This is a genomic window from Geomonas limicola, assembly GCF_014193675.1.
Taxonomy (GTDB): domain Bacteria; phylum Desulfobacterota; class Desulfuromonadia; order Geobacterales; family Geobacteraceae; genus Geomonas; species Geomonas limicola.
Window position 1 is genome coordinate 383001 of record NZ_BLXZ01000002.1, and the last position, 26969, is coordinate 409969.

A 26969-nucleotide genomic window follows, 5' to 3' on the forward strand; every position below is an offset into this window, starting at 1 on the left:
CAATGAGTAGGTTCGCACCGCACCGGAGCGCCCATGGACCAGTTGCTGGCGGCCCGCGCCCTGATGGGCGTGTCGCTTGCCTTTCACATCGTCTACGCCACCATCGGTATCGGCCTGCCGCTTTTGCTCATGCTCGCCGAGGGGCTCGCACTCAGGACCCGTGACGACTCCTGGCACGACCTGGCCAGGCGCTGGATCCGCCCCGCCGGGGTACTCTTCGCCATCGGCGCGGTCTCCGGGACCATCCTCTCCTTCGAGCTGGGGCTTTTGTGGCCGCAGTTCATGGCCTTTTCCGGCCCGCTCATCGGCATCGCCTTTTCCATGGAAGGGTTCGCCTTCTTCACCGAGGCGATCTTCCTGGCGCTCTACATCTACGGCGAGCGCCGGCTCTCGCGCCGCGCCCTTTTCCTCTGCACCATACCCCTCACCCTGGCCTCGGCCATCTCGGCCGCCTTCGTCATCAGTGCGAACAGCTGGATGAACACGCCGACCGGCTTCACCTTGGTCGGCGGGGTGGTGCGGGACATCTCGCCGCTCGACGCCTTTTTCAACCCGGCCTGGCGCCACGAGGCGGTGCACGGCACGCTGGCCGCCTACGTCGCCACCGGTTTTGCGGTCGCCGGCCTCTACGCCGCGGCCCGACTCAGGGGCCCGGGGTTTGCCCACAGCGGGAAGGCGCTGCGCCTCTCCCTGGGGCTCAGCGCCTGCGTGCTGCCGCTCATGCTGCTCTCCGGGGACTGGGCGGCGAGCGCCGTAGCACAGCACCAGGAACCGAAATTGGCCGCGATGGAAGCCCACTTCCGGACCCAGGCCGCGGCACCGCTCGTGGTCGGGGGCTGGCCCGATCCGGCAACCGGCACGGTCTCCTGGGGCATCGCCATCCCGAACCTTTTGAGCATCCTGGCAAAAGACGACCCCAACGCGGTGGTAAAGGGGCTGGATGCCTTCCCTGCCGACCAGGTGCCCGACCCGCGCCTGGTGCACCCCTTCTTCGACCTGATGGTCGGCTCGTTCTTCATCCTGGCGCTCGCCCTGGCGCGGTTTTGGTGGCTTCACTGGCGCCGCCGGGGCGAGCCGCCAGGGCGTGGCACCCTCCTTTTCATCTCCCTCGCCGCCCCTTTTGGTCTCATCGCCCTGGAGAGCGGTTGGATGGTGACCGAGTTCGGGCGCCAGCCCTGGGTGGTCCAGGGGTACCTGCGCACCTCGCAGGGGATCACCCCGAACACCGGGCTCTTCCTGGTGTTTGTCACCTTTCTCCTGGTCTACCTAGCCCTCACCCTGGGGATTCTGCGGCTCCTGGTTCAGCCGCAGGGGAAGGAGAAGCGCCATGACTGAGCCCAGGCTTTGGTGCGAACTGGTGCTGGCCCTCGGTTTCGTCCTGTATGCCCTGTTCGGCGGGGCCGACTTCGGCGGCGGTATCTGGACCCTCTTCGCCTTCGGTCCGCGGGCCGAGGAACAGCGGGACGCCCTTTTCGACGCCATCGGGCCGGTCTGGGAGACCAACCATGTCTGGCTCATCTTCGTGGTGGTCACCCTGTTCACCGCCTTTCCGGGCGGCTTCGCGGAGATCTTCACGGCCCTCATGCCCCCGCTGGTGCTCGCCCTCATCGGTATCAACTTCCGCGGGGCGGCCTTCGCCTTCCGCCACTTCGGGCGCCAGACCCGGCGCGAACTGCCTCTGAGCGCCCAAGTCTTCGAGGTCGCCAGCGTCCTCACCCCCTTCACACTGGGGACGGCGGTCGCCGCGCTTGCCTCGGGGAGGATCACCCTGGTTAAGGGGAAGCCGGTGGTCGATCTCGCCGCCTGGCTCAACCCTTTCACCGTCGCTGGGGGGCTCACCGGGCTCGCCATCTGCGCCTACCTGGCCCCGGTTTACCTCGCCGTGCGGGTGTCCGGCCCCCTCAGGGAAGACTTCCGGAAGGCCGCTCTGTGGGCCGGCCTCGCCCTGGGAGCGCTCACCACCCTGGGCATTCCGGTCGCCTGGTACCAGGCACCGCTCTTCGCGCACCGGCTCCTTACCTCCTGGCCGATGGCCCTGGTGGCGCTTGCCGTGGCAAGCGGCGTCGGCACCCAGGTGCTGGTCTGGTACCGTCGTTACGGACCGGCCCAGGTTACCGCCGGCCTCACCGTGGCGGGCACCCTGGGTGGCTTCGCCGCGGCGCTCAGCCCGGATCTGCTCATCGGGCAGTTGAGCTTAACGGCGGCCGCCGCCCCCCGTGCCACGCTGGTCGCCTTCCTCGCCGTGCTCCCGGTTGGCGCACTCATCCTGGTCCCCTCGCTGGGCTACCTGTACTGGACCTTCCGGGGCGAGCCAAACCCTGAGATCCCGCCTGCCGGTAGCGAACCGTGATCTCCGCCTCGTCCTGTCAGACACATTATCGCTTTCTATTTTCCCTTGTACTCACAGGATTAAAATGGTAAATCTCTGTCTAAACCTTGCACACCATCTAGAACCTGCATTTCGGCCGCTGTCTCAGGGCCTCTCCCTGTGTCAATGCCAAGCCTCAGCACTCTCTTAACTTCTCTGCTCTGACGAAAGCTCCTTGAGGCTGGAGGGATTTATGGCATCGACTGTCCCGGAAACCACTCCCCATTCCCTGTTGCTTGTCGAAGACGACCCGGGAGAACAGCGCCTGCTTGCCACGGCACTCGCCTCCCGGTTTCCCGAGCTGAACCTGCACCTCGCCTCCGACGGGGCGGCAGCGCTGGAACTGTTCCGCAGTTTCCGGCCGGAGCTCGCCGTCATCGACATCAGCATGCCGCTTATGGACGGCATCGCCCTGTCCAAGGCGATCCTCTCCGACCGTCCCGGCACCAGCATCGTCATCGTGACCGGCAACAGCGCACCCGGCTATCTGCAGGAGTCGATCAGGCTCGGCATCAGACAGTACCTGCTGAAACCGCTCGTGCTGGACGCCCTGTTCGAGGCGGTAGCGGAGTGCCTGAAAAGGATCGAACTGGAGCGACAGGTCGAGAAGCAGCGGGAGTACCTGCGCAAGTTTTCCCGTGCCATCGACCAGGGACCCGCCATCGTGCTCTTCACCGACCTGGACGGCACCATCGAGTGCATCAACTCCCGCTACATGGAGCTCACCGGTTTTTCCGAGGAGGAGATCCTGGGGAAGCCGCTTGCGGTGATCGGCCTCGAGCACCCGGAGGAGCTGGCCGCGCTCTGGAAGGAGCTGGTCGGCGCGGGTGCCGACCTAGCCGCCGCCGGACCCGCATGCTGTACCGACCTCGAATGCCGCCTCCTGTGCAAGGACGGCCGCAGCATCCCCTGCCTGGTCTCGGCAGCCCCGGTGCGCGACGGGCGAGGTTGCTTCCAGGGTGCCAGCATCGTCCTGACCGACATCAGCACCCGGAAGTTGATCCAGGACCAGACCCTGCGGAGCCAGAAGCTCGAGTCCCTGGGGGTGCTGGCAGGAGGTATCGCCCACGACTTCAACAACGTGTTGACCGGTGTCCTGGGGAACATCAGCTTTGCCCAGACCCTGGCTCCGGCGGACCACCCGGTGCTGACCCCGCTCAAAGACGCCGAGGAGGCCTCGCTGCGCGCCGCAGAGCTGGCCCGCCAGTTGCTCACCTTCGCCAGGGGCGGCAAGCCTATCAAGAAGCGGGTGCTGGTGCGCCAGCTCCTGGAGGATTCGGTTGCGCTTGCCTTGAGCGGTTCGCGGGTGGTGGCGGCCGTAAGGCTCACCGAAGAGGTGGACGCCCTGGAAGCGGACCAGGGGCTCTTGACCCAGGCCTTCAGCAACATCCTGATCAATGCGGCCCAGGCCATGCCGGAGGGTGGAACGGTCGGTGTGGAAGGGCGCCGGTTGCGCCTGGGGCGCCGCAACACCCTCGGGGTCCCGGCAGGGAACTACCTGCGGATCAGCTTCAAGGATGAAGGGGTCGGCATCCCGGAGGCCCAGCAGCGCCGGATCTTCGACCCGTACTTCAGCACCAAGCCGGGCGCTTCGGGGCTGGGGCTCGCCTCGGCCTACACCATCATCGTCAACCACGGCGGGCACATCGACGTCCGTTCGCGCGCCGGAAAGGGCTCCACCATCATCTGCCATCTCCCCGCGAGCGATCCCCCCGCACCGGTTCTCAGGCCGCAGCCGGTCCCCGCCCCGGCACGCCCCAACCGCGGTGCGGTGCTCATCATGGACGACGAGCACATCGTCCGCAAGGTCGCCACCAAGATGCTGGAATCGCTGGGCTACCAGGTCACCGCCTGCTCGAGCGGCGAGCAGGCGATCCTGCGCTACCAGGAGGCACTAAAGGCCGGAGTCCCCTATCTCGCGGTACTGATGGACCTCACCATCCCGGCCGGGATGGGTGGCAAGGAGGCGGCGCGCGAAATTTTGAGCCTGGATCCCCAAGCGCGCCTGGTGGTCTCCAGTGGCTACTTCGACGATCCGGTAATGGCCGATTTCCCCTCCTTCGGGTTCTGCGCCGTGATGCCCAAGCCCTACAAACTGGCCGAGCTGGCCGCGCTGATGGGGCGGCTCACGACACAGACACCGGGTCCCTGACCCGGCTCGCGAAAAAGGGGGAGCTCATCTCGGAGCTCCCCCCTTTTTCGTGGTTCGTCGGGGCATTTCAGGAAAGCAGTCCAACTGGGTCCCCTCTCCCCCTGCGGGAGAGGGAGAGGGTGGCGTGGTGAGCGCTGGGGCGAACTCTGCCTTCGGGCTAAAGGCTGGCAGCCCAGTTCTTTAGGGCGTCCAGGTCCTTGATGAGCAGGGTGCGGCGGCTCACCTTTTCCAGGATGTCGCTCTTGATGAAGTCATTGATGATCTGGGAGATGGTCTGGCGGGTGGTCCCCACCAGGAGGGCCAGGTCTTCGGTGCTGACGCCGAGCTCCACGACAGAGCCGGCGGGGGTGCGGCGGCCGCGGTCCGCCTCAACTCCGACCAGGTACTCGACCAGGCGCCGGCGCACGTCCTTGAAGGCAAGGCTCTCGATGGTGGAGATGGAGTTCTTCAGGAGCTCTCCCAGGACCCGGACCGTGACCAGGGAGACCTCGGGGACGGCGAGAAGCTGCTGCTGCAGCCGGGTGGTGTTACAGATCAGGATCTCCGCCCCTTCCAGGGCCTGCACGAAGGCGCGGGTGTGGGTAGAGAAGAGGTCTCCCGCCTCCAGGAGCGCCAGGGTGAACTCCTTTTCCTCGTAGGCCAGGTAGACCCTGAGCCGCCCGCTCTTCACCACGAAGACCAGGTTGCGCTCCTCAAACGGGGAGTAGATGAGGGTCTTCTTCGGAAAACGCTTCAGGGTGAAGTCGCGGGGGAGGCTTCCCTCCCCCTCCGGGTCGAAGAGGCGCTGCAGGTCCTGCTCGGTTACTTTGATCTTTCCCGGCACTATCACTCCCTTGGTCACGGGCGTGAGGGCCCGGCCACTCTCAACAGAAACTGGCCGTCATTGTTGCAGTTGTCCCCCCGGCACGTCAACACCGTAAACGGATGGGCACGGCGTCGGGAAGGCGGGGATTCCCTCCGCCTGTTCAGTGGCCAAGCCGTTCGGCGAGGCGGTCCTTGAGCAGGCGCACCTCGTCGAGGGAAGTAGCCGCGGTGCTGCCGGGGGCGAGGTTCTCCCGGTCGGCGCGCCTGATCTCCTCGCTGAAGGAGAGATGCCCCAACAGGCGCCCCTCGCTGAAGGCGTCCTCGATGAGCCTGCGGTCGCCGGCGTCGCGCACCTTGCTCCCCACCACGAATACCTGCGCGATCCCCAGGTCGGCGGCCAGTTCCATGATCTGGTAGGCCGTCTGGATGCTGCGCTGGCCCGGTTCCACCACGACCACCAGGGCGTGCACCGACTCGGCGGTACGCCGTCCCAGGTGCTCGATCCCCGCCTCCATGTCCAGGATCACCACCTCGTCCTTTTCCAGCAGCAGCTGCCCCATCAGGCGTTTCACCAGGGTGCTCTCCGGACAGGCGCAACCGCTCCCCCCCTTTTCCAGGGTGCCCATCCAGAGGAAGCGGACCCCGTCGTGCTCCAGGCAGAACTTGGCGGGAAGGTCTGCCACTTTCGGGTTCAGCTTGAAGAGGGTCCCGTAGCCGCCGCTTGCCCCGGTGCGCTCCTCGGCAAGTTCCTTCATGCGCGCGATGGGCAGAAGCCCCAGGGACCTTTCCGGCGGGATCCCCAGCGAGGCAGCCAGGTTCGCATCGGGATCCGCGTCGACGGCGAGCACCCGGTTGCCATCCTCGGTGAAGACCCGCGCCAGGAGGCTCGCGAGGGTGGTCTTTCCCACCCCTCCCTTGCCGGTGATGGCCAGCTTCAGCCCCCTGCAAGGGTCGCTGTGCCGGTGGTCGTGGTGATGATGATGGTGCTCCCCGTCGTGGTCGTGCTGGTGATGATCATGGTTGTCGCACATGCTGTTCTCCTTGAAACGGGGGAGCAGGGTGTACCTCTCCCCCCTTGGTCGCCTAGATACCCAGCGCCCTGCGGCGCTCGTCGATGACCGCCAAAAGCTTGTCCGCCGCAGCCTCCGGGTTGGGCTCCACCAGGAAGTACCCTCCCAGGAGATCCTTCGCGGTCTCGGTAATCAGGCCGGTCACCGCCCGGGAGCCGGTGACCTGGGGCATGATCCCCAGGTGGGTCGGGATTCCCAGGGCAATGCTCCAGGTGCCGATGGCAACCGCCTTCTCGGACATCGCCTCGGGTGCGCTCGCCACGAGCGGGAGGGCATCGAGGTCGACGCCGATCTTGTTGGCCAGTGCCACCGCCACCTGCACGGCGCGGCTGTTGTCCACGCAGGATCCCATGTGCAATACCAGGGGGAGCGGTCCTCCCAACCCGGCAGCCTCGCCGATGGCAGTAAGTACCCCCTTCAGGGTGTCGCCGGCGTAGGAGAGCGTCGCCTCCTGGTTCATCAGGCCGTGCTTCGCGAAGGCGCCCGCGCCGCAGCCGGTGGCCAGGAGGAGCACGTTCTCGCTCGCGAGCTTTTTGGCCATGGTGACGAAGCTCGAGTCCTGCTTGGCGTTGGTCGAGTTGCAGCCGGCAAAAAGGGCGATGCCGCGGATGTTGCCGTTCACGATGTTGTCGAGAAGCGGCTTCAAGGGGTCCTCGGCATCGAGGAGCGCGAGCGCCTCCAGGATCGCCTCGGCGCCAAAGCCGACGATCGAGGTCTCCTTGAAGTCCGGTATCAGGACCCGCTGCGGGTTGCGCCGCTTGAAGGCCTCGATGGCAAGGGTGACGATCTGGCGGGCGTTCTCGGCACCGGTTTCCTCCTTGAAGCTCACGTGGCGGGTGCCGGCGATCTTGCAGTCGTCCATGGTGGTGACGATCTCGGTGTGGAAGCAGGAGCCTATCTCGGCTATCGAGGGCATGATGCACTGGACGTCCACCACCATGGCGTCCACCGCCCCGGTCAGAAGGGCCAGTTCCTGGGAGAGGTAGTTGGCGGCGAGCGGTATGCCGTGGCGTACCAGGACTTCGTTGCCGGTGCAGCAGACCCCGACCAGGTTGATGCCGGCCACCGCCCCGGCGCGGCGCGCCTCGTCCTCCATGGTGTGGGCGATCTCGCAGACCAGGTCGCTTAAAAGCGGGTTGTGCCCGTGTAGCGCGATGTTGACCGCGTCTTCCTTGAGCACCCCCAGGTTCGCGGCGGTGATCACCGGGCGCGGGGTGCCGAAGAGGACGTCGGAGAGCTCGGTGGCGAGCGCCATGCCGTTGAAGTCGGCGAGCGCCCCCTTCACACCGCCCAGGATCAGGTTCACCGGGTCGGCGTCGCAGCCGACGTTGGTACGGGCCATGATGCCCGTGACTACCGCATCGATGTTGTGCGGCAGCACCTCAAGCCCGGCCAGCTTGTCGAGCCGCTTCTCGGTGAGGCTCGCCTTGAGCCAGGTGCAGGGCTCGTGGTGGTCCTGGTTCTGGAAGTCGAAGAGGGTGGCAAGCGCCACGTCCCGGGCCACCTCGCGGGGTTCGCGACCTGCCTCCGGAATCCCGAGCCGGCCGGCGATGCGACGCAACTTCGCCTCGTCGCGGATCTGGTAGTCTTCGAGCTTTCCTTCGGCGACCCCGAGAAGGGCCAGGGCAACGTGGCGGCCGTGCTCGGAGTGCGCGGCGGCACCGGCGGCCATCATGCGGATCACGTTCCTGGCCACGATCACGTCGGCGGTGGCGCCGCAGATGCCGAGTTTGGGGCCGTCCCCGAAGGGGTCGATGCGGCAGGGGCCCTTCCAGCAGACGCGGCAGCAGATACCCAGCTGGCCGAAGCCGCACTGCGGCTGCATGGCCTTGTGGCGGTCCCAGACGGTGTCGATCTTTTCCTTCTTGGCGACCGGCAACAGGACGGAGGCGGACGGGTCAAGCGAGAGGTTCTGGTTCATGGTTTCACCTTCCTTAGGGCGAGATGTTTGTGGGTCTGGGCGAGTTCCGCGGCACGCGCTTCCATGAGCGACTGGCGCAACTCCTCGAGGTCGACGAGGCTCACCGCCTTGGTGGGGCAGGCCTCGACGCAGGCGGGGAGGTCGCGCCCGGTGTCGGCACACAGGTCGCACTTGCGCGCCACCCCGCCGTTACTGCGGCCGTCCGGGACCGTGTCGGCTTCGGCCTTTACCGTGATGGCGCCGAATGGGCAGACCATGATGCAGACCTTGCACCCGACGCAGTTCTTCTCGCGGATCACCACCCGCCCCGCCTCCTGGGCGATGGCTCCGGAAGGGCAGGCAAAGGCGCAGGGGGCGTCCTCGCACTGGCGGCACTGCACCGGCATGGTAACTCCGGCCGCGGCCACCACCCGGTTCCGGGGACGCAGGGTGAGCCCGGCGAGCGCCGCCTGGTGCAGCCCCTGGCCGCCATGGGCCAGGGCGCAGGCGAGCTCGCAACTGTGGCATCCCAGGCACCTTTCCGCGTCGGAAAATACGATGGCATTTTCACGCTGCAACTTGTTCATGACATGCTCCTTGTGAATCGTTAGTACTGCGAAACTGCTTTGTATTTTTATGACGCCCGGCAACGGCGCCGCGACCTGTAGGCGGCCGGTGTCAATTTCAGGAAGACCTGATCCCCCCTCCCTTGACGGGAGGGGCAGGGGGTGGGTGAAGCTGCCATATGCAATGATGTGGCGCCTTCCCCCTCACCCTGGCCCTCTCCCGCATGGGGAGAGGGGAAGTGGACGCCTTCCCTGAAAATCCCGGAAGCACCTTAGCAAAGGGGGGGACGCGAGTCCGCCAGCCGCGCTTCTTCAATAATGTCCTTGCCGGCCACCCCGATGCGGGCCCCCTCCCCCTAACGGTCCGTGCAGGAGATGCAGGGGTCGATCGAGTTCACGATGAGCGGGATCCTACTTACCGGCTCCCCCTTGAGCATCTCCCCCAGCGCAGCCCAGTTGGGATAGCTGGGAACCCGCCACTTAAGCCGCACCGGCAGGTCCGTCCCGTCCGTCTTCAGGTAGTAGATCAACTCGCCGCGCGGCGCCTCGGACTTGGCGATCACCTCGCCCGCCGGTACCTCCGGGAAGCTCGCGAGCGCCACCGGTCCGTTCGGGAGCTGGTCCAGGCACTGCTCGATGAGCGACACGGCCTGGCGCGCTTCGGCAAGTCGCACCAGGGCACGGGCGCGTACATCGCCGGCACCCTCAATGGCAACCTGGAAGCTCAGCCGGTCGTAGGCGCCGTAGGGGCTCTTTTTCCGGACGTCGTAGTCAATGCCGGCCGCACGGGCCACGGGACCTACCACGCCAAACTCATTCGCCTGTTCCCGGGTAAGCACCCCGACCCCTTCGGTGGCGGCACGCAGGACGGCTGCGTCCTCGAAGACCCGGTAGAGCTCCTCCAGGGGACTCTTGAGACGCTCCAGCTGGTTCTTCAGGTAGTCAATCGCACCGGCGTCGGGGTCGTAGCGCACCCCGCCGATGCAGTTGGCCGCCAGGTCCATCCGGTTACCGTAGATCGTCTCCTTGCTCTGCTGCACGATCTCGCGCAACTCCATCACCCGGCGAAAGAGCGTGTGCTCGCCGACGATATGGGCGACCACCGCACAGTTGAAGAGGTGCGAGGCGATGCGCTTGATCTCGTCGGCCACCGCCCGCAGGTACTCGGCCCGGGGGGGGATGACCATCCCCGCCAACTCCTCCAGCGCGGTGCAGAAGGTGCTCGGGTGGCTGTTGGAACAGAGCGAGCAGAGGCGCTCCAAGAGCGTGATGTTTTGGTAGAAGTTGCGCTTGAGCGTCAGGTGCTCCATGCCCCGGTGTACCTGGCCGGCCAGCACCTCGAGCCCGCAGACCCGGTCTCCCTCGGTCTGCACCCTGAAGTACATGGGTTCCTCGAGCCCCAGCTGCCGCGGACCGAGCGTAATGACGGTGCGGCTCATGAGGGATTCTCCTGCTGTGCTGCCTGCACCTGGCGCCAGAGCTTTTCGCCGCTGGCGCCGTTTATGAAGGTGGAGTACGGGATCAACCGCTCGAAGAGCGCGGGCTCGAGGGAGCGGTCCACGAAGAGCCGGCCCGGGTTGGGATGCCCGAGCACCTCGATGTCGTAGAGCTCGCGAAACTCGCGCTCCTGCCAGTCCGCGTTGCGGTAGACCGGGGTGAGCGACGGCACCCGGGCTCCCTGGAGGGGGAGCTCCAGGGTGAGCGTCAGGGTGGTGCCGTCCAGGTCGAAGTGGTAGGCGACCTCCCTGCCGGTCGCGTTCGGTGCGGCGGGGACCAGGGAGGCGCTCACCATGCTCAGGCGCGCCCCGAGCCCCGCCAGAGCCCGGGCCGCCGGGAGGACCTGCTCCGGCTCGCCGAGCCGGCACCAGCCGCTCGCCACCCCCTTGACATCCCGCCGCCAGGCGACCACCTGCCTTGCGCCGAGCGCGCCTGCCAGCACCAGTTCGACCCTTGCCTCTACTTCGTGCATCGCTGTAACCCTCCGATACTTCTCACCTGGCGGCACTCGCTGCACAGGGTCTGCAGCTGGGCGGTCTCCCTCGTCAGCGCCCGGTAGCCTTTCCTCATCAATTCCGGCACCACCGGGAGCATCGGGACGCCGCAGCAGCTGCAAGAGATACGTGGCACCACCCCCTGCTCCACCATCTGGTACTTCTGCGCCTGCGGGTGGGCTAGGTTCCACTCCCCGGTGGGGGTAAGTGCGCCGGTCGGGCAGTAGTGGCTGCACATGCCGCAGAAGAGACAGCTGTTGTGCCAGAGGGTGAAGGAAACGCCTGCCTCCTGTTCCTCGAACCGGATGGCGCCTCCCGCGCAGACGTGCTGGCACATGCGGCACCCCACGCAGGCCTCGGCACGGTAGCTCATCCTGCCACGCAGGTTCGCCGGCGCCGGGAAGCCTGCCGGCGCCAACTGCGGCCCCTCGCCCCCGCGCCAGAGGCGAGCCGCCTCGGCGATGCCGGCCACGATGGCCTCAGGCCGCGGCGGACAGCCGGGAATGTTGACGTCGGCCGCCAGGAACTCGTCGAGCGGGCCCAGCACCGCGTAGCTGTCGCGGAAGGCCCCGCCCGAGATGGGGCAGACCCCGATCAGCACCGTGATCTTCGGGTCGGGGACCTGGGCGTACTCGGCGAGGACCTTCCCCTTGCTGCGCACGGTAAGCGGTCCGGTGATCAGCACCAGGTCCGCCTGGGTGGGGTCCGCGGTGAAACTCAGCCCCAGGCGCTCCAGCCCAAAACGGGTGAGGGCCTCGGTGGCGGCGAGTTCCACGTCGCAGCCGTTGCAGGAGCCGGTATTGATCCGGTACAGGCGCAGCTTCGGGGCAGGTGGTACCTTGCAGGTGTGCATGGTTTAAGTCCGTCCTCATGGCGAGGCCTTCCAAAGAGGCGCCGCCGGTTTTTCTAGCTGGTTCGGACTATAGGGGAAAGGAAAAGGAAGTTCTGTCGGCTGGCCGACAGTTGGGCGTTTTTTGGGGAAGGAGCGCTGTGGGGTGGCATTTCCCTGTGGCACCCCCCTCACCCCGCCCATCTCCCGAGGGGAGAGGGAGGGTTGGTGGTAGTCCGCGTGTGGGGAAATGCCCGGGGTGAGCGTTGCCTCTGGCGCTGCAGCGTGTTGCAAAAAAAGAGGCCGCACCTGAATAGGTGCGGCCTCTGGTTCGATCTACGGTTGTAGGTCTCGTGCTACTTTCGGTGCCCTCGGAAGATGGCGACCAGGGCGACAACGGCCCAGATCACCGCGAAGGTCGTGATAAAGGTAGCATAGAGCATGGTTCCCTCCAGCTGGTTCTGCCAGGTTATTTCAGGTCGTGCATCATGAGTACGTGGATGGTCCGGGATCTTACGGGTTGGCCCCGCCCCCTACCACCTTGTAAAAACCCACCATGTTGTTCAGGCGCGCCAGCTCCACGCTGACCAGGCTCTGCTGCGAGTCGTAGAGCGAGCGCTGCGAGACCAGCACGTTCAGGTAGTTGTCGATCCCCCGATCGTAACGCGCCCGGGAAAGCCTGAGGCTCTCGCTGTTCGCGTTGGTGAGGGCGCGCTGCGCCGCCACCTGGTCCTCGATGGTGCCACGCTGCGCGAGCGCATCGGCCACCTCGCGGAAGGCGGTCTGGATCGCCTTCTCGTATTGGGCGACCACGATGTCGCGCTCCACCTCGCTCGCCTTCAGGTTCGCCTTGTTGAACCCGCCGTCGAAAATGGGGAGCGAGATCTGCGGGGCGAATTGCCAGGCCAGGGCTCCACCCTTGAAGAGACCGGAGAGGCTGTTGGAGCCGATCCCCACCGAGGTGGTGAGGGCGATGCGTGGGAAGAAGGCAGCCCGGGCGGCACCGATATTGGCGTTCGCCCCTTTGAGCTGTGCCTCGGCCTGCAGGATGTCGGGACGGTTCAAGAGGACGTCAGAGGGGAGCCCCGGGGTGAGGTCCTTGAGCCCCGTCATGGTCGCTGCCAGCTGCTGCGGCTTGAGCTCGTCCGGAACACTGGAGCCGACCACCAGGTTGAGCGCGTTCTCGTCCTGGGCGATCAGCGTGGTGTAGCGGGCGATGTCCACCCGCGCGGCCTCCACGCTGGTCTGGGCCTGGCTCAGGTCCAGCGCCGAGGCGACCCCGACGGCGAAGCGGCTTTTGGTGAGATCGTAGGATGACTGCTGGTTCGCCAGGGTCTCCCGGGCGATCCTCAGGCGCTCCCGGTCGGCGGCCAGGGTCAGGTAGCTGGTAGCCACCTGGGAGACCAGGCTGATCTGCACGGCGCGTCGTGCCTGCTGGGTTGCCAGGAACTCCTCCAGCGCCTGGTCCTTGAGGCTCCTGACCCGTCCGAACAGGTCGAGTTCATAGGAGGCGGCACCAAGCCCCGCCGTGTACTGGTGGCTGGTGCGGTGGCTGCCGGTGCTGGAGAAGTCCTTCGGGATCCCCTGGTAGTTCGCCTCGGCCGAGGCGTCGATCTGCGGGAACAGGTCGGCGCGCTGGATCTGGTACAGGGCCCGGGTCCGCTCGATGTTGAGGACGGCCACCCTCAGGTCGCGGTTGTTAGTGAGGGCGAGCTCGATTACCTTCCGTAACTGGGGGTCGACGAAGAACTCCTGCCAGGGGACCTCTGCCAACGGCCGTTGCTCCTTGGCGGCCGGCGGGTTCTGGTAGGCGGCCCCGGTCGGCCAGGCGGCCGGCACCGGCGCCTCGGGCCTACTGTATTTCGGGGCCATGGTCGAGCAGCCGCCCAGCACCAGGAGCGCCCCCACGGGGAGGACCAGGCCTCCCAGGATCTTTTTCATGACATTCATATGGTTTCCTCTCCAACAGTTTCAGGTACGGCTGCCGGCGCGTGCTTCTTCTTGGCGAACATGCGGGACACCAGCACGAAGAAGAACGGGATGAAAAGCAGGTCGATGAAGGTCGCCGACAACAGGCCGCCGGTCACCGCGGTGCCGATGGCGTTCTGGGCGCCGGCGCCGGCCCCCTTGGTGAGCGCGAGCGGCAGTGTGCCGAAGAAGAAGGCGAGCGAGGTCATGATGACCGGGCGGAGCCGGATCTTCACCGCCTGCCGGGTCGCCTCCATGAGCTCCAGCCCGTGGTGCAGCTGGTCCTTGATGAACTGGATGATCAGGATGGCGTTCTTGGTGGACAGGCCCACGGTGGTCAACAGGCCGATCTGCAGGTAGACGTCGTTGGGCAGCATCCTCAGTTTCACGGCGGTGACTGCACCCACCAGACCCAAGGGGAGCATCAAGAGGTTCACGAACGGGATGGTCCAGCTCTCGTAGAGGGCGGCCACGCTCAGGAACACCACCAAAAGCGAGATGGCGTAGAGGGCCGGGGCCTGGGCGCCGGCGTTGCGCTCCTCGTAGGAGAGGCCGGTCCACTCGTAGCCTATCCCTGCCGGCAGCTGGGCGGCCATCCTCTCCATCTCGGCCATGGCCTCGCCGGTACTCACCCCCGGTGCCGCGGCTCCCATCACCTCGACCGACGGGATGCCGTTGTAGCGCTCCAGGCGCGGCGAACCGTACTGCCAGCGCGCGGTGGCGAAGGCCGAGAAGGGGACCATCTCGCCGGACTTGTTGCGCACGTACCAGGAGTTGATGTCCTCGGGGAGCATGCGGAACTGGGCATCCCCCTGGATGTAGACCTTCTTGATGCGGCCGTTCTGGATGAAGTCGGTAACGTAGGTGGAGCCCCAGGCAGTGGAGAGAATGCTGTTCACGTCGTCCAGCGACACCCCCAGGGCGCCGGCGCGCACGTCATCCACGTCCAGCTTGAACTGCGGGGAGTCGTCCTGGCCGTTGGGGCGCACCGCCACCAGTTTCGGGTTCTTCATGGCCGCCCCCAAAAGCTGGTTCCTCGCTTCCATCAGTTTCGCATGCCCCAGCCCCCCGCGGTCCTGCAGCTGGAAGTCGAAGCCGTTCGCCTGGCCGAGTTCCACGACCGCAGGAGGTGCTATGGCAAAGGCCAGTCCGTCGCGGATCTTGGAGAACCCTTTCTGGGCGCGCGCCACGATCGCCTTGGCGCGCATGTCCGGGGTGGGCCTAAGCTTCCAGTCTTTCAGCTTCACGAAGCAAAAGCCCATGTTCTGGCCGCGCCCGGCGAAGCTGAAGCCTGAAATGGTAACCACCGATTCGACGGTGTTCTTCTCGTTCTTGTCGAAGTAGTCCTGGATCTGGCGCATCACCGCCATGGTCCGCTCCTGGCTCGCGCCGGCGGGGAGCTGCACCTGGCAGTAGAGGATCCCCTGGTCCTCGTCCGGGAGGAACGAGGTGGGGAGGTGCACGAAGAAGAAGGCCATCACGCCGACGATGGCGGCGTACACCGCGAGATAGCGACCGATCTGCCCGAAGGACTTGCCGACGATGTGCTCGTAGCGCTCGCGGCAAAAGTCAAAGACGCGGTTGAAGTAGCGGAAGAACCAGGCAAACCAGCCGTGTTCGCCGGGAAGGTGCCCTTTCTCGACCGGCTTCAAGAGCGTGGCGCACAGGGCCGGGGTGAGCGTCATCGCAACCAGCACCGAGAGGATCATCGCCGAGACGATGGTGATGGAGAACTGGCGGTAGATGACGCCGGTGGAGCCGCTGAAGAAGGCCATCGGCACGAAGACCGCGGTGAGCACGGTCACGATCCCCCAGAGCGCCCCGGTGATCTGCCCCATCGACTTGATGGTCGCCTCTCGGGGTGGCAGCCCCTCCTCGGTCATGATGCGTTCCACGTTTTCCACGACGACGATGGCATCGTCGACCAACAGGCCGATGACGATGACCAGGGCGAACATGGTGAGCGTATTGATCGAGAAGCCCGCCGCCGCCAGGACCCCGAAGGTCCCGAGGAGGACGACCGGCACCGCGATGGTCGGGATCAGGGTGGCACGGATGTTCTGCAGGAACACGAACATGATGATGAAGACCAGGACCACCGCCTCGAACAGGGTCTTCACCACCTCCTCGATGGAGATCTTGACGAACGGGGTGGTGTCGTAGGGGTAAACCACGCGCACGCCGTTCGGGAAGTATTTGGAGAGCTCGGCCATCTTGGCCTTGATGCGGTCCGCGGTCTGCAGGGCGTTGGCCCCCGAGGCGAGGCGGATCGCCATGCCGCCGATCGGCTTACCCTGGTAGAAGGACTGGATGTCGTAGTTCTCGGTCCCGACCTTCGAGGTCGCCACGTCCCTGAGCTTCACCGTCGAACCGTCCGGGTTGGTGCGCAGGATGATGTTGTCGAACTGCTCGGTGGTCTGCAACAGGGTGCGCGCCGTGATGGTGGCGTTCAGCTGCTGGCCCGGAAGGGCGGGGTTGCCGCCGAACTGCCCCGCCGAGACCTGGGCGTTCTGCGCCTGCAGGGCCGCGGTCACGTCGGCGGTGGAGAGGTGGTAGTTGTTCATCTTGGTCGGGTTGAGCCAGATGCGCATGGCGTTCTGGGAACCGAAGACCTGCAGCTCACCCACCCCCTCGAGCCGGCTCACGATGTCCTGGACGTTGGAGACCAGGTAGTCGGTAAGGGCGTTTCGGTCCATGGAGCCGTCGTCGGAGACCAGGCCGACGAAGATCAGGTAGTTACGGGTGGACTTCACCACCTGGACCCCCTGCTTCTGCACGATCTGCGGCAGAAGGGGCGTGGCGAGCTGCAGCTTGTTCTGCACCTGCACCTGGGCGATGTTCGGGTCGGTACCGGCCTTGAAGGTCAGGTTGATGGAGACCGCGCCCGCGGAGTCCGAGGTGGAGGACATGTAGATCAGGTTATCGATGCCGTTTAACTTCTGCTCGATGACCTGGGTGACGGTGTCCTGCACCGTCTGGGCGCTCGCACCCGGGTAGGTCGCGTTGATGGTGATCTGCGGCGGCGCGATGGCCGGGTACTGCGAGACCGGCAGCGACTTGATGGCCAAGAGGCCCACCAGCATGATCATGATCGCGATCACCCAGGCGAAGATCGGTCGATTTATGAAAAAACGGGGCATCGAGATTCTCCTTTATTTCTTTGCTGCTGCGGGCTGGGTGGCCGGTGCCGCGGCTGCGGCGGGTTGGGCCGCCCCGGCGGCGGGGGTGGCGGCTGCCGCGCTGAAGGGGACAGCCTTCACCGGGGTGCCCGGCTTGGCCTTCTGCAGCCCGTCCAGGATCACGCGGTCGCCTGCCTTGAGTCCCTCGCTCACCAGCCAGTTGTCCCCCACGGTCCGCACCACCTTGACGACGCGCGGCTCCACCTTCTCGCCGGCACCCACCGTCATCACGACGGCCTCGCCCTTGGGATTACGGTTCACGCCGCGCTGCGGCACCAGGATGGCGGCATCGTTCACCCCTTCCTCGATCTGGGCGCGCACGAACATCCCCGGCAGGAGGGCCTGCTTCGGGTTGGGGAACACGGCGCGCAGGGTGACCGACCCCGTGCTCTGGTCCACGGTCACCTCGGAGAACTTGAGGGTGCCGGTGAGCGGATAGGGGGTACCGTCTTCCAGGAGCAGCTTCACCCTGGCCTGGCCCGCCCCGTCCTTCTTCAGGATGCCGTTGGCCAGGTTCTGGCGCAGCCTCAAAAGGTCCGAGGTGGACTGGGTCACGTCCACGTACATCGAGCTGAGTCCCTGGATGATGGCGAGCGGTGTTGCCTGGCTCGCCGTCACCAGGGCGCCGTCGGTCACCGCCGAGCGCCCGATGCGCCCGGAGATCGGGGCGGTCACCTTGGTGTAGCCCAGGTTGATGCGGGCGACCTCCACGGCGGCCTTGGCGGCGGCGACATCGGCCTCGCTCTGCTTCAGCGAGGCGTGCACGTCGTCGTAATCCTGCTGGCTTACCGCCTTGATCTTCACCAGGTCGCGGTAGCGCTCCTCCTTCAGCTTCAGGGTACCCAGGGTCGCCTCGGCGCGGGCCTGCGAGGCCCGGGCGCTGTCGTAGGCGGCCTGGTAGGTGGCCGGGTCGATCTGGTAGAGCACCTGGCCGGCGGTTACGTCGGTCCCTTCGGTGAAGACACGCTTCTTGATGATGCCGTTGACCTGCGGGCGCACCTCGGCGCTCAGCTGCGGTGCGGTACGGCCGGAGAGTTCACTGGTGAGCGCCACGCGCTGCGGCTTGATCTCGAGCACTCCCACCTCGGGCGGGCCGGCGGGGCCGGGAGCTGCCGCAGTAGCCGGTTTCTTTTCACAACCCGTGACCAGCAAGCTGCCAGCGATGAGTCCCACAGTGCCAATGAGTTTTAAGCTCGTCCTTACTTGCATGCAACACCTCGTACTTCGTTGATTGAGGGGGCTCCGCGAGCGGTACCCCACGATTGAATGGTGTGAATCCTATCTCCTGATGCCGTCCCAGCACGCCGCCATGAGCTTGTCGATAAGCTCGTCCTCCAGAGCGACGAATCCCAGGATGTGGTCCCGCACCACGACCTTCAAGGGGCCGAAGGCCAGGGCGAACAGAATGGGCATCGGGAGGTCCTTGATGACCTGTTGGGCCACCCCCTCTTCCAAAAGGTCGCGGTAGATGTGGCAGTCCCCCGTTTTCCGCTGCAGGATGTCCCTCTTGAACTCGACCCCGTAGGGGGAGTTGTGGAACTGCTCGATGTAGCGGAAATGCAGCGGGTGCTTCACGAAATAGCGCGCGAGGGTGGTGAAGATATGGTGGAAGCGCTCCCTCAAAGGCTTGGCTTGCTGGTAGTCCTGCATGATCACAGCACCGATCTTGTCGTCGATCTCGTGGAACAGGTCAACGATGAGCGCGTCCTTGTTCTCGAAATAGCGGTAGATGGTCCCCGCGGCCACCCCGGCCCGCTCGGCGATCATCGCCATGGGCGCGCCGTGAAACCCCTGCTCCGCAATCAACTCGAGCGCGGCGCGGAAGATCTCCTCACGCTTGTCACAGCAGTTAGACATGTTTGCAGTACCCCCTTATACCCTTGAGTGAATGAACACTCGTTCAGTAGATTTTCAGCACTACGCCGTTTTCACTCCTTTGTCAACCCTGATATTCTTAGGAAAACTTGCAGGAGGGGGCAACGAGAGGCGTGTTGTCGGAAGAAAGAGCAGGCCCGAGAGCGAATGATCGTTCACTCCGATTGTGGGGCAGCGGTGCTATCGTGTTCGTCGATAGGGGAGGCAGGATTGCAGGGGAGACGGAAGCGGGCCGGGGGGTGTCGTCATGTTACGGGAAGATTCGTCAGTAGATGGCACAGCCCTCACCCCTACCCTCTCCCGGAGGGCGAGGGAGAGTTGGTCCCTCTTGATAGCTGGGAGGGTTCCCACGCCGGAGCGTGGGAATCAGGGTCGCAAAGAGGGGCTGTTAGCCCCTTCTGAGCACGCGCTTGTCGCCCATGCGGATGGTGAGCTTTTCCTGGTCGAAGAATTCCAAAAGCGGAATCATGAACTTGCGGGACAGGCCGGTAATATCCCGGAACTCGGGCGGGGTGATCTCCCCCTTTTCCTTGAGGTAGGCGGTGAGTTTTTCGCGCAGCTCCTGGAGGGCCCCGGGGGCATAGAAGATATCGCTCTTGATCTTGGCCGCCCTCCCCTCGCGCACCAGGAGGTTAGCGTGGTCGAGGAGCTGCTTTTCGGTGCAGCCGAGCTGATCGCAGAGCTCCTTCAGGGTCGGCGGCTCCAGCCAGGCCTTTTTGAGGAGCTCCTCGAGTTTCGCCTGGACACCGGCCTGGTCCACGGTGACGCCGATTTTGCGCCCGGGGAGCTTCACGATGTCGCGGTCGGACTGGGCTGAACCGTCCTTCTCCATGCTGGCCAGGAGCGGGCCGAAGAAGCGCGCGTCGCTTCTCTTGGGGATCCGGGATTTGAGCTCCTCCTTGCCGATCCCCTCCTGCATCGGGTTGTCATTGAGGTAGCTCGCCAGCTCGTCGGAGAGCTTCTGTTTCAGGGCGGCAAAGGCCTCTCTCCCCAGGAAGATGCGCGGTTCCTTCACCACCTGGAGCACCGCCCCGGAAGAGAGCAGCGGCCCGAGGGCGGCGTCGATCTTCTTGGCGGACATACCGGAGCGGTTCAGCAGTTCCTCGAGGGAGAGACCCGAGAAGAGCGAGGACTCCACCATGAGGCGGATTTTCTCCTGGTCGCTCCCCTCTTCGGCAGCCGTCAGGAGTTCGAGCGCCTCGGAGCTGCGCCTTCTGCGCCGCGGCGGCCCCGGGTCGAGCACCGTGCCGCCGCCCAGGGTGGCCTGGGGGGAGTAGGTGCGCACCACGAAGGGGTCGCCGGGCAACAGGAGCACCGGGTGGGCGAGCCTGAGCTGGGCGTAGCAGCTCTCGCCGGGCTTCAACAGGTCGCGGTCGAAGAGGATCACCTGCGCCGGCACCTCGTAGGTCGCCGAGTGCAGGCGCAGGGTGGCACGGTGCTTCAGGTCCTTGGGCGCCGAGGCGAGGTAGTCGAGACGGACGTCCACCGCCCTGGTCGGCCGGTAGAGCCCCTTCGGGACCACCACGTCGCCGCGCTGCACCTCGGTGTGATCCACCCCCTGCAGGTTCACCGCGAGCCGCTCGCCCGCGCCTCCGCGCTCCACCTTGGCGCCGAAGGACTGCACCCCGCGCACGCGGCACCCCTTTCCCGCCGGCAGCACCTCGACCTCGTCCCCCACGGCAATCGAGCCCGCGAGGAGGGTTCCCGTAACTACCGTGCCGAAGCCGGTCACGGTGAAGACCCGGTCCACCGGGAGGCGGAAGGGGGCATCCACCCGTTTCTGCTCGATGAGTCCCGCCTGCCGGGCAAGTTCTTCTTTGAGAGCCGGGATGCCGTCGCCGGTCCTCGAGGAGACCGCGACAATGGGGGCTTGTGCGAGAAAGCTTTCGGCGAGGTAGTCGCGCACCTCCTCGGTCACCAGGTCGAGCCAGTCCGGGTCTACCATGTCCTTCTTGGTCAGCACCACGATGCCGCGCTTAACGCCCAGGAGCGAACAGATCTCCAGGTGCTCGCGGGTCTGGGGCATGATCCCCTCGTCCGCCGCGATCACCAGGAGCACCAGGTCCATGCCCCCCACCCCGGCCACCATGGTGCGCACGAAGCGCTCGTGGCCGGGGACGTCGACGATGCCGAAGCGCAGGTCGCCGGAGAGTTCCAGGTGGGCGAAGCCGAGTTCAATGGTGATGCCGCGCGCCTTCTCTTCCTTGAGACGGTCGGTGTCGATGCCGGTAAGGACCTTGACCAGCGAGGTCTTGCCGTGGTCGATGTGGCCGGCGGTGCCGAGGATGAGGTGTTTCATGTAGTGGGGCTCCTAAAACTGGGTGGTACAAGGGACTTTATAGACGAAAAGGACACAAGGGACGAAAGGGCACCCCGGTTATATCCAAAAAACCGCATACAAGGCAACCCGTAATGTTCGCCCCCCTCTTCGAGGGCGCGGCAAGGGTTGCCGTAGCCAGGTGCTGGAGGTCATTCTTTGAACTGCAGCTGGTAAAGCCGGTAGTAGAGGCCTTTGGCGGCCATGAGTTCGGCGTGGGTCCCTTCTTCGGCTTTCTCACCCCGGTGAATCACCACGATCCGGTCCGCGTCGCGGATGGTGGAGAGCCGGTGCGCCACCACGAGCGTGGTACGCCCCTCCATGAGCCCCTCGAGCCCCTGCTGGATCAGCCGCTCGCTGGCCGGGTCGACGCTGGCCGTAGCCTCGTCCAGGACCAGGATCTCGGGGTCGAAGGCGACGGCCCGGGCAAAGGAGATCAGCTGACGCTCCCCTGCGGAGAAGTTCCCGCCCCGTTCGCGCACCTCCTCGTCGAACCCCTTGGGGAGCAGTTTGATGAAGCGGTCCGCCCCCACCACCGCAGCCGCGCGCTCCACGCGCTTGGCGGCCTCCGGATCTCCCAGGGAGATGTTGTAGGCGATAGTGCCGGTGAAGAGGTAGGGGTCCTGGAGCACCACGCCGATTCGGGAGCGCAGCGCCTGCAGGCTCATCTCCCGGATGTCGGTACCGTCGATACTGATGGAGCCGCAGTTGATCTCGTAGAGCCGCGACAAAAGCCGGGTGACGGTGGTTTTGCCGCCCCCCGTCTCGCCGACCAGGGCGACCTTCTCGCCGCTTTTCACCTCCAGCGAGAACCCCTTGAGCACGTAGTCCTCGTTGTGGTAGGCGAACCAGAGTTCCCTGAAGGAGATGCTCCCCGGGGTGCGCCTGCCGCTTGCCGCGGCAACCGGTGCCATTTGCGGGGGTGGGTCAAGCAACTGCGCCGGCTCCTGCTCCTCTTCCTTCTTGTCCAGAAGGCCGAAGATGCGCTCGAGCGACGCCATCGCCCCCTGCATCACCGAATACTTGGCGGAGAGGTCCCGGATCGGCGAGAAGAAACGCTCGATGTACTGTATGAAGGCGACCAGCGCGCCGAAGGAGAGGGTCCCCTTGACGATCTCGCCACCGCCGTACCAGATGATGAGCGCCACCGCAACCGAGGAGAGCGTTTCCACCACGGCGTAGAGTGCGGCGTCCCAGGTGATTACCGGTAGGTTGGCGTCGCGGTAGGACTCGTTCAAGCGCCGGAACTCGCGGGCCTCGTCGCGCTCCCGGTTGAAGAGCTGCACCACCATCATCCCCCCCAGGCTCTCGGCGAGAAAGGCGCTCAGGTTCCCCAGACGGGCCCTGACCTGCCGGAAGGCGACGCGCATCCAGTTGCGGAAGGTGAAGGCGACCCAGATCAGAAGCGGCAGCACCGAGAAGGTGACCAGGGAGAGCTTGACGTTCATCCAGAGCATGATCCCCACGATCCCGGCGAGGACCATGACGTCCCCCACGATGGTGACGATGCCCGCGGCGAACATCTCGCCCAGGACCTCGATATCGCTGGTGAGCCGCGAGACCAGGCTTCCCACCGGCGTCTGGTCGAAGAAGCGGGCCGACAGGCGCTGGATGTGGGAGAAGAGCTCGATGCGGATGTCGTACATCACCTTCTGCCCGACGTACTGCAGCAGGTAGACCTCGACGAAGGTGACCGCCGACTCGGCGAAGATGAGCCCCAGGAAACCGGCGGCCAAAAGGGGGAGTCCCTCGAGTTTCCCGGTGACGATGTGGTTGTCGATGGCGGTTTTCAGGAGCCAGGGCTGGGCGAGCTTGGTCACCGCCATGATCGGCAGCATGACCAGCACCACGCCAATCAGGCGCCGGTAGGGCGCGATGTACCGGACGAAGCGCCGCATAAGCTTCCGGTCGTACATCTTGCCGACTACTTCATCTTCGTAAATGCCGCCAAAGTGCATGGGTGTCCCGTTGGTCTTGCTGCCGAGCGCATCGCGCTCGGATCTATTACAGCTTCTCGATCTCCGCCTTCAGCTGCTCTTCGCGGTGGATGGCCGCGTAGCGGCCGCCCAGCGCCAGGAGCTCTTCGTGACTCCCCTGCTCCGCAATGGCACCTGCCTCCAGCACCAGGATCCGGTCACAGCCACGCAGCGGGGAGAGCCGGTGCGAGACGATGAGGACGCTACGCTCACCATAGTAGGCGGAAAGGGCACTGAGGATCTCTTCCTCGGTGTCGGCGTCGACGGCGGAGAGCGGATCGTCCAGTATCAGGATCCTGGGCTCCTTGATGAGGGCCCGGGCAATCGCCACACGCTGCTTCTGACCACCGGAAAGCGCCACGCCGCGCTCACCGACCAGGGTGTCGTAGCCGTCCGGGAACCGGGCGATGTCCCCGGCAAGGCCGGCGATCTGCGCCGCGCGCTCCACCTCCTGGCGGGTGGCATCGGGCTTTCCGTAGGCGATGTTGTCGCCGATGCTGCGGGAAAACAGAAAGCTCTCCTGGGGCACGAAACCGATCGCGGCACGCAGGGTAGCCAGCGGAATCCGGTTCAGCTCCACCCCGTCCAGGAAGATGTGCCCGTCGGGCACCGGGAACAGCCGCGGGATGAGCCGCACCAGGGTAGACTTGCCGCTCCCCACCACCCCCACGATACCGATCCGGGCCCCCTTGGGGATCTTCAGGTCGATGCCGCGCAGCATGGGAAGCTCGCCATAGGAAAACTCCAGGCTGCGGAACTCGATCTCACCCTCGATGACGGCATCCGCAGCCGGCTCCGCCGGGTCGGTCACTACCGGGTGAGCGTTGAGAATCTCCCCGAGCCGCGCCATGGAAGCCGCACCGCGCTGCAGCATGTTCAGGATCCAGCCGAACATGATGGTCGGCCAGACCAGCATGGCGAGGTAGCCGTTGAAGGCCACGAAACCGCCCAGGGTGAGCTCCCGGTGCACCACCATGTTGCCCCCGACGAAGAGGACCACCAGGGTACCCAGGGCTCCGGTCGCCGCCATGACCGGTAGCATCCAGCCGCGCAGCTTGGCGACGCCCATGCTGGCGTCCAGGTAGCTCCCGCAGACCTCGCGGAAGCTCGCCACCTCACCCTCTTCCCGACAGTAGGCCTTGACCACGGCTGCCGCGGAGACGTTTTCTTCGACGCTGCTGGTGAGCCGCGACAGGGCCTCCTGCATCTTCTTGGAGCGGCGGAACATGGAGGCGCTCATCTGCTTCACGATGTAGACCATGACCGGGAAGGGGGCGATGGCGCAGAGGGTGAGAAACGGCGAGATACGGGTCATCAGGAAGACGGCCGCGCTGTAGACGATGACGGTATTGAAGAGGCTTAAGACCCCGAAACCCAGGAGCATCCTCACGTTGGTGAGGTCGTTGGCCAGCCGGGAAAGGATGTCGCCGGTGCGCCAGGCGGAGAAGTAGGGACGATCCAGCGTCAAAAGCTGGTGGTAGAGGTCCTCGCGCAAGAGAAACTCGATGCGGCGCCCGGCGTTCAGCATGGTGGTGCGGGAGTAGACGCGCACCACCCCCTGGACGAGCGCGGCGGCCGCGATCAGGGCACCGTACTGCGCCGGGGTGAGCGAGCTGGGGGTGGCGTGCTGCAGCCCCTCGATGGCAAGCTTCATGAGCCAGGGGATGGCGAGCCCGCAGGCATTGGTGCCGACCAGGAGCAAAACGCCCAGGCAGTAGGCACCCCAGCAGGTCCGCATGTATGTGGAAAGACGGCTAAGTTGTGTGATAGCACGCACCTCGAGGGGGATTGGACCACCGTTACATGTATGCTATTTCGTCAGGCCTGTCAAAGCTTTTGCCAGTTCCGGCCAAGCCTCCTTTTTGTTTTAAAATGGCGTAAACCGGGCCTCAAGCACCCACCCGGCCAGCCCCCTTCCCGTCCACCCCGGCAACCTGTCATTCGAGCACAAATCATTCAAGATCAGCCACTTTGAAGGTAATGCTCTTCGAGGGGCGCTTTGTTTTAAAAAATCGAGGATTATCGGCATTTTTCGAACACTCGGAGAGCACCTGAAGGCCCTCATTTTGGCTGCAGGCGGCAAAAAACATTAACTTTCAGCTACTTCCCATGAAAAGTTATGCTTGCTTTTTTGTTTTAAAATGGCTTATATTCTGCCCGAAACCACCCCGTGCTCCCGAGCACCCTGCGCGAACCGGCAAACTAGAGCCAAAATAAAACGTCGTTCTCATCAAAGCGAGTTGTGTGCCAAGGATCTGTTGCTTTTTTGTTTTCAATGAGCGTATGATTTAGCCGCTTCATTATAGCTTTTGTACTCTAGCGCAGGCACCGGCGCCTGACCTCCCCTCCGCAAGCGCCAGCCTTTCGCCCTCAACGATTAACTCCCAATCGCGAGGTCTGCCCGTGAAAAACAAGTTGATGCACCTCTCCAACGAGACCATGAACGTCGGTTTCGTGAAGAAGGTGGAGGCCCTCTCCGGCACGTCGGTGCGCCGCTGCTTCCAGTGCGGCAAGTGCTCTGCGGGTTGCCCCATGACCGCATTTATGGAGCACCCGCCCAACCGCGTGGTTCGGCTCCTGCAACTGGGACAGGGCGCACGCGTTCTCGCCGGCCGCTCCATCTGGTACTGCGCCTCCTGCGAGACCTGCACCACCCGCTGCCCCAACAAGGTGAATCTCGCCGCCATCATGGATGCCTTGCGGAAACTCTCCTGGGACGCCGACGGTCCCTCCAAGGAGAGCTACGTGCAGCTCGCCAACCGCCTGTTCATCGAGAACATCCGCACCTACGGCCGCCAGTACGAGCTGAGGCTGGGCGCCGCCTTCAACATGAAGAGCGGCCAGTTCTTGAAGGACCTGATGCTGGGCCCCAAGCTTTTGTCGCGCGGCAAGATGAAACTCTTCCACCAAAAGAACAAGAACCTCCCCGAGATCGAGGCGATCTTCAACCGGATCGAGGAGATGCGTAAAAAAGGAGAGGCGCTGTGACCCCTGGCAAGAAGAACTTCCTGAATTACTCCTATTATCCCGGCTGCTCGCTGCACGCCTCCGGCCGGGAGTACGACATCTCCACCCAGGCGCTCTTCAAGGCGCTCAACCTGGGGCTCAAGGAGGTCCCGGACTGGTTTTGCTGCGGCGCGACCCCGGCCCACAACGTCGACGAACTCCTCTCGCTCTCCCTGTGCGCCAAGAACCTCTCCCTGGCAGACCAGGTGGAGGGTGACCTGGCGGTTGCCTGCGCGGCCTGCTTCTCGCGGCTGAAAACGACCCAGCACCACCTGAAAGAAGACGATACCAAGCGCCAGCAGGTGGAGACCGCCATTGCCGGCCCGGCGAGCCTCGGCAAGCCCGTGAAGCACATCCTGGAGATCCTGGCCCGCGACTTCGGCCTGGCCCGCCTCGAGGAGAGCGTGAAGAAGCCGCTGCTGGGGCTCAAGGTTGCCGCCTACTACGGCTGCCTGTTGACCCGGCCGCCCGAGGTCCCCGAACTGGACGACTGCGAGGATCCCAGCATCATGGAGGACATCCTGCGCGCCCTGGGGGCCGAACCGGTCAAGTGGAGCCACCGCATGGAGTGTTGCGGCGCGAACTTCACCCTGTCGCGCCCCGGCGTGGTGCTGAAGCTCTCCAATGCCATCCTGAAATCCGCCCAGGAAGCCGGTGCCGACTGCATCATGGTCGCCTGCCCCTTGTGCCACGGCAACCTGGACATCCGCCAGGAAAGCATCAACAAGTACGGCACCCCCGAGGGGTCGCTGATGGGGAACATCTTCGGCTCGGACTACATCCCCGGTTCCGAGGATGGCCCACGCCGCGAGATGCCGATCTTCTACGTGACCCAACTGGCCGCGCTGGCCATGGGGGTCCCCACCGACAAGCTCGGCCTGGAGAGTGTGATAGTCGACCCGCGGCCGCTTTTGAACGAGAAAGACCTTCTCTAACAAGGTCAAAGGCTTGGGACGCGGAACCATCCG

General features: G+C 65.1%; 19 protein-coding genes. 5 read left to right on the top strand and 14 right to left on the bottom strand.

Translation table 11 applies throughout. The features are described from left to right. Window positions 1-33: 33 nt before the first annotated feature. The 3 genes from H7688_RS05490 (at window position 34) to H7688_RS05500 (ending at window position 4520) form a co-directional block, all read left to right on the top strand. Entirely contained in the window at window positions 34-1335 is a 1302-nt protein-coding gene (locus tag H7688_RS05490) for a cytochrome ubiquinol oxidase subunit I (protein WP_183360057.1), read from the top strand. After that, a complete protein-coding gene (locus tag H7688_RS05495; RefSeq protein WP_183360058.1) occupies window positions 1328-2350 on the top strand; it encodes a cytochrome d ubiquinol oxidase subunit II in 1023 nt (340 codons plus the stop codon). Before H7688_RS05490 ends, H7688_RS05495 begins: the two co-directional genes overlap by 8 nt. Before the next feature lie 211 nt (window positions 2351-2561). Further along, complete coding sequence (locus H7688_RS05500) at window positions 2562-4520, top strand: response regulator (protein ID WP_183360059.1); 1959 nt, start codon at window positions 2562-2564, stop codon at window positions 4518-4520. A 157-nt stretch (window positions 4521-4677) separates the two neighbouring features. On the opposite strand, the gene H7688_RS05505 is transcribed toward H7688_RS05500, so the two are convergent. The 14 genes from H7688_RS05505 to H7688_RS05570 form a co-directional block, all read right to left on the bottom strand. Further along, on the bottom strand, window positions 4678-5343 hold the full coding sequence (locus tag H7688_RS05505) for a Crp/Fnr family transcriptional regulator (RefSeq protein ID WP_183360060.1): 666 nt from the start codon (window positions 5341-5343) through the stop codon (window positions 4678-4680). A gap of 142 nt (window positions 5344-5485) precedes the next feature. Next, complete coding sequence (locus H7688_RS05510) at window positions 5486-6355, bottom strand: ATP-binding protein (RefSeq protein WP_246329718.1); 870 nt, start codon at window positions 6353-6355, stop codon at window positions 5486-5488. 52 nt (window positions 6356-6407) lie between these two features. Continuing rightward, window positions 6408-8315, bottom strand: coding sequence for an anaerobic carbon-monoxide dehydrogenase catalytic subunit (gene cooS / locus H7688_RS05515; RefSeq protein ID WP_183360061.1), 1908 nt, complete (start codon window positions 8313-8315; stop codon window positions 6408-6410). After that, window positions 8312-8881, bottom strand: a complete 570-nt coding sequence (locus tag H7688_RS05520) for a 4Fe-4S dicluster domain-containing protein (RefSeq protein WP_183360062.1) — start codon at window positions 8879-8881, stop codon at window positions 8312-8314. Before H7688_RS05520 ends, cooS begins: the two co-directional genes overlap by 4 nt. A gap of 335 nt (window positions 8882-9216) precedes the next feature. Then, a complete protein-coding gene (locus tag H7688_RS05525) occupies window positions 9217-10299 on the bottom strand; it encodes a hydrogenase large subunit (RefSeq protein WP_183360063.1) in 1083 nt (360 codons plus the stop codon). Beyond that, window positions 10296-10829 (bottom strand): NADH-quinone oxidoreductase subunit C, encoded by a 534-nt coding sequence (locus tag H7688_RS05530; RefSeq protein ID WP_183360064.1) that lies wholly within the window; start codon window positions 10827-10829, stop codon window positions 10296-10298. Before H7688_RS05530 ends, H7688_RS05525 begins: the two co-directional genes overlap by 4 nt. Continuing rightward, window positions 10817-11704: an NADH-quinone oxidoreductase subunit B family protein gene (locus tag H7688_RS22975; RefSeq protein WP_183360065.1), complete on the bottom strand. Its 888-nt coding sequence runs from the start codon at window positions 11702-11704 to the stop codon at window positions 10817-10819. Before H7688_RS22975 ends, H7688_RS05530 begins: the two co-directional genes overlap by 13 nt. Window positions 11705-12193: 489 nt before the next feature. Beyond that, a complete protein-coding gene (adeC, locus tag H7688_RS05540; RefSeq protein ID WP_308470302.1) occupies window positions 12194-13630 on the bottom strand; it encodes an AdeC/AdeK/OprM family multidrug efflux complex outer membrane factor in 1437 nt (478 codons plus the stop codon). After that, on the bottom strand, window positions 13627-16788 hold the full coding sequence (locus H7688_RS05545; RefSeq protein ID WP_183360066.1) for an efflux RND transporter permease subunit: 3162 nt from the start codon (window positions 16786-16788) through the stop codon (window positions 13627-13629). Before H7688_RS05545 ends, adeC begins: the two co-directional genes overlap by 4 nt. 12 nt (window positions 16789-16800) lie before the next feature. Continuing rightward, window positions 16801-18036 (bottom strand): efflux RND transporter periplasmic adaptor subunit, encoded by a 1236-nt coding sequence (locus H7688_RS05550; RefSeq protein ID WP_183360067.1) that lies wholly within the window; start codon window positions 18034-18036, stop codon window positions 16801-16803. A 69-nt stretch (window positions 18037-18105) separates the two neighbouring features. Continuing rightward, window positions 18106-18684 carry a TetR/AcrR family transcriptional regulator gene (locus tag H7688_RS05555; RefSeq protein WP_183360068.1) on the bottom strand — a complete coding sequence of 193 codons (579 nt, stop codon included), beginning with the start codon at window positions 18682-18684 and terminating at the stop codon, window positions 18106-18108. A 406-nt stretch (window positions 18685-19090) separates the two neighbouring features. Further along, the gene (gene selB, locus H7688_RS05560; RefSeq protein ID WP_183360069.1) at window positions 19091-21001 is read right to left on the bottom strand and encodes a selenocysteine-specific translation elongation factor; all 1911 of its coding nucleotides are present in this window, start codon (window positions 20999-21001) and stop codon (window positions 19091-19093) included. Between the two features lie 170 nt (window positions 21002-21171). Next, the gene (locus tag H7688_RS05565) at window positions 21172-22977 is read right to left on the bottom strand and encodes an ABC transporter ATP-binding protein (protein WP_183360070.1); all 1806 of its coding nucleotides are present in this window, start codon (window positions 22975-22977) and stop codon (window positions 21172-21174) included. 46 nt (window positions 22978-23023) lie between these two features. Next, window positions 23024-24733 (bottom strand): ABC transporter ATP-binding protein, encoded by a 1710-nt coding sequence (locus tag H7688_RS05570; protein WP_183360071.1) that lies wholly within the window; start codon window positions 24731-24733, stop codon window positions 23024-23026. Between the two features lie 665 nt (window positions 24734-25398). On the opposite strand from H7688_RS05570, the gene H7688_RS05575 reads away from it, so the two are divergent. Together H7688_RS05575 and H7688_RS05580 are read left to right on the top strand one after the other, a co-directional pair. After that, the gene (locus H7688_RS05575; protein ID WP_183360072.1) at window positions 25399-25983 is read left to right on the top strand and encodes a 4Fe-4S dicluster domain-containing protein; all 585 of its coding nucleotides are present in this window, start codon (window positions 25399-25401) and stop codon (window positions 25981-25983) included. Next, a complete protein-coding gene (locus H7688_RS05580) occupies window positions 25980-26936 on the top strand; it encodes a CoB--CoM heterodisulfide reductase iron-sulfur subunit B family protein (protein ID WP_183360073.1) in 957 nt (318 codons plus the stop codon). The genes H7688_RS05575 and H7688_RS05580 overlap by 4 nt, the downstream gene beginning before the upstream one ends. The last annotated feature ends 33 nt before the right edge of the window (window positions 26937-26969 follow it).

What these genes read in the sequence shown, in the direction of transcription:
- H7688_RS05490 (WP_183360057.1), top strand. Translation starts at nt 34, where the DNA reads ATGGACCAGTTGCTGGCGGCCCGCGCCCTGATGGGCGTGTCGCTTGCC.
- H7688_RS05495 (WP_183360058.1), top strand. Translation starts at nt 1,328, where the DNA reads ATGACTGAGCCCAGGCTTTGGTGCGAACTGGTGCTGGCCCTCGGTTTC.
- H7688_RS05500 (WP_183360059.1), top strand. Translation starts at nt 2,562, where the DNA reads ATGGCATCGACTGTCCCGGAAACCACTCCCCATTCCCTGTTGCTTGTC.
- H7688_RS05510 (WP_246329718.1), bottom strand. Translation starts at nt 6,355, where the DNA reads ATGTGCGACAACCATGATCATCACCAGCACGACCACGACGGGGAGCAC.
- cooS (WP_183360061.1), bottom strand. Translation starts at nt 8,315, where the DNA reads ATGAACCAGAACCTCTCGCTTGACCCGTCCGCCTCCGTCCTGTTGCCG.
- H7688_RS05520 (WP_183360062.1), bottom strand. Translation starts at nt 8,881, where the DNA reads ATGAACAAGTTGCAGCGTGAAAATGCCATCGTATTTTCCGACGCGGAA.
- H7688_RS05525 (WP_183360063.1), bottom strand. Translation starts at nt 10,299, where the DNA reads ATGAGCCGCACCGTCATTACGCTCGGTCCGCGGCAGCTGGGGCTCGAG.
- H7688_RS05530 (WP_183360064.1), bottom strand. Translation starts at nt 10,829, where the DNA reads ATGCACGAAGTAGAGGCAAGGGTCGAACTGGTGCTGGCAGGCGCGCTC.
- H7688_RS22975 (WP_183360065.1), bottom strand. Translation starts at nt 11,704, where the DNA reads ATGCACACCTGCAAGGTACCACCTGCCCCGAAGCTGCGCCTGTACCGG.
- adeC (WP_308470302.1), bottom strand. Translation starts at nt 13,630, where the DNA reads ATGAATGTCATGAAAAAGATCCTGGGAGGCCTGGTCCTCCCCGTGGGG.
- H7688_RS05545 (WP_183360066.1), bottom strand. Translation starts at nt 16,788, where the DNA reads ATGCCCCGTTTTTTCATAAATCGACCGATCTTCGCCTGGGTGATCGCG.
- H7688_RS05550 (WP_183360067.1), bottom strand. Translation starts at nt 18,036, where the DNA reads ATGCAAGTAAGGACGAGCTTAAAACTCATTGGCACTGTGGGACTCATC.
- H7688_RS05555 (WP_183360068.1), bottom strand. Translation starts at nt 18,684, where the DNA reads ATGTCTAACTGCTGTGACAAGCGTGAGGAGATCTTCCGCGCCGCGCTC.
- selB (WP_183360069.1), bottom strand. Translation starts at nt 21,001, where the DNA reads ATGAAACACCTCATCCTCGGCACCGCCGGCCACATCGACCACGGCAAG.
- H7688_RS05565 (WP_183360070.1), bottom strand. Translation starts at nt 22,977, where the DNA reads ATGCACTTTGGCGGCATTTACGAAGATGAAGTAGTCGGCAAGATGTAC.
- H7688_RS05570 (WP_183360071.1), bottom strand. Translation starts at nt 24,733, where the DNA reads ATGCGGACCTGCTGGGGTGCCTACTGCCTGGGCGTTTTGCTCCTGGTC.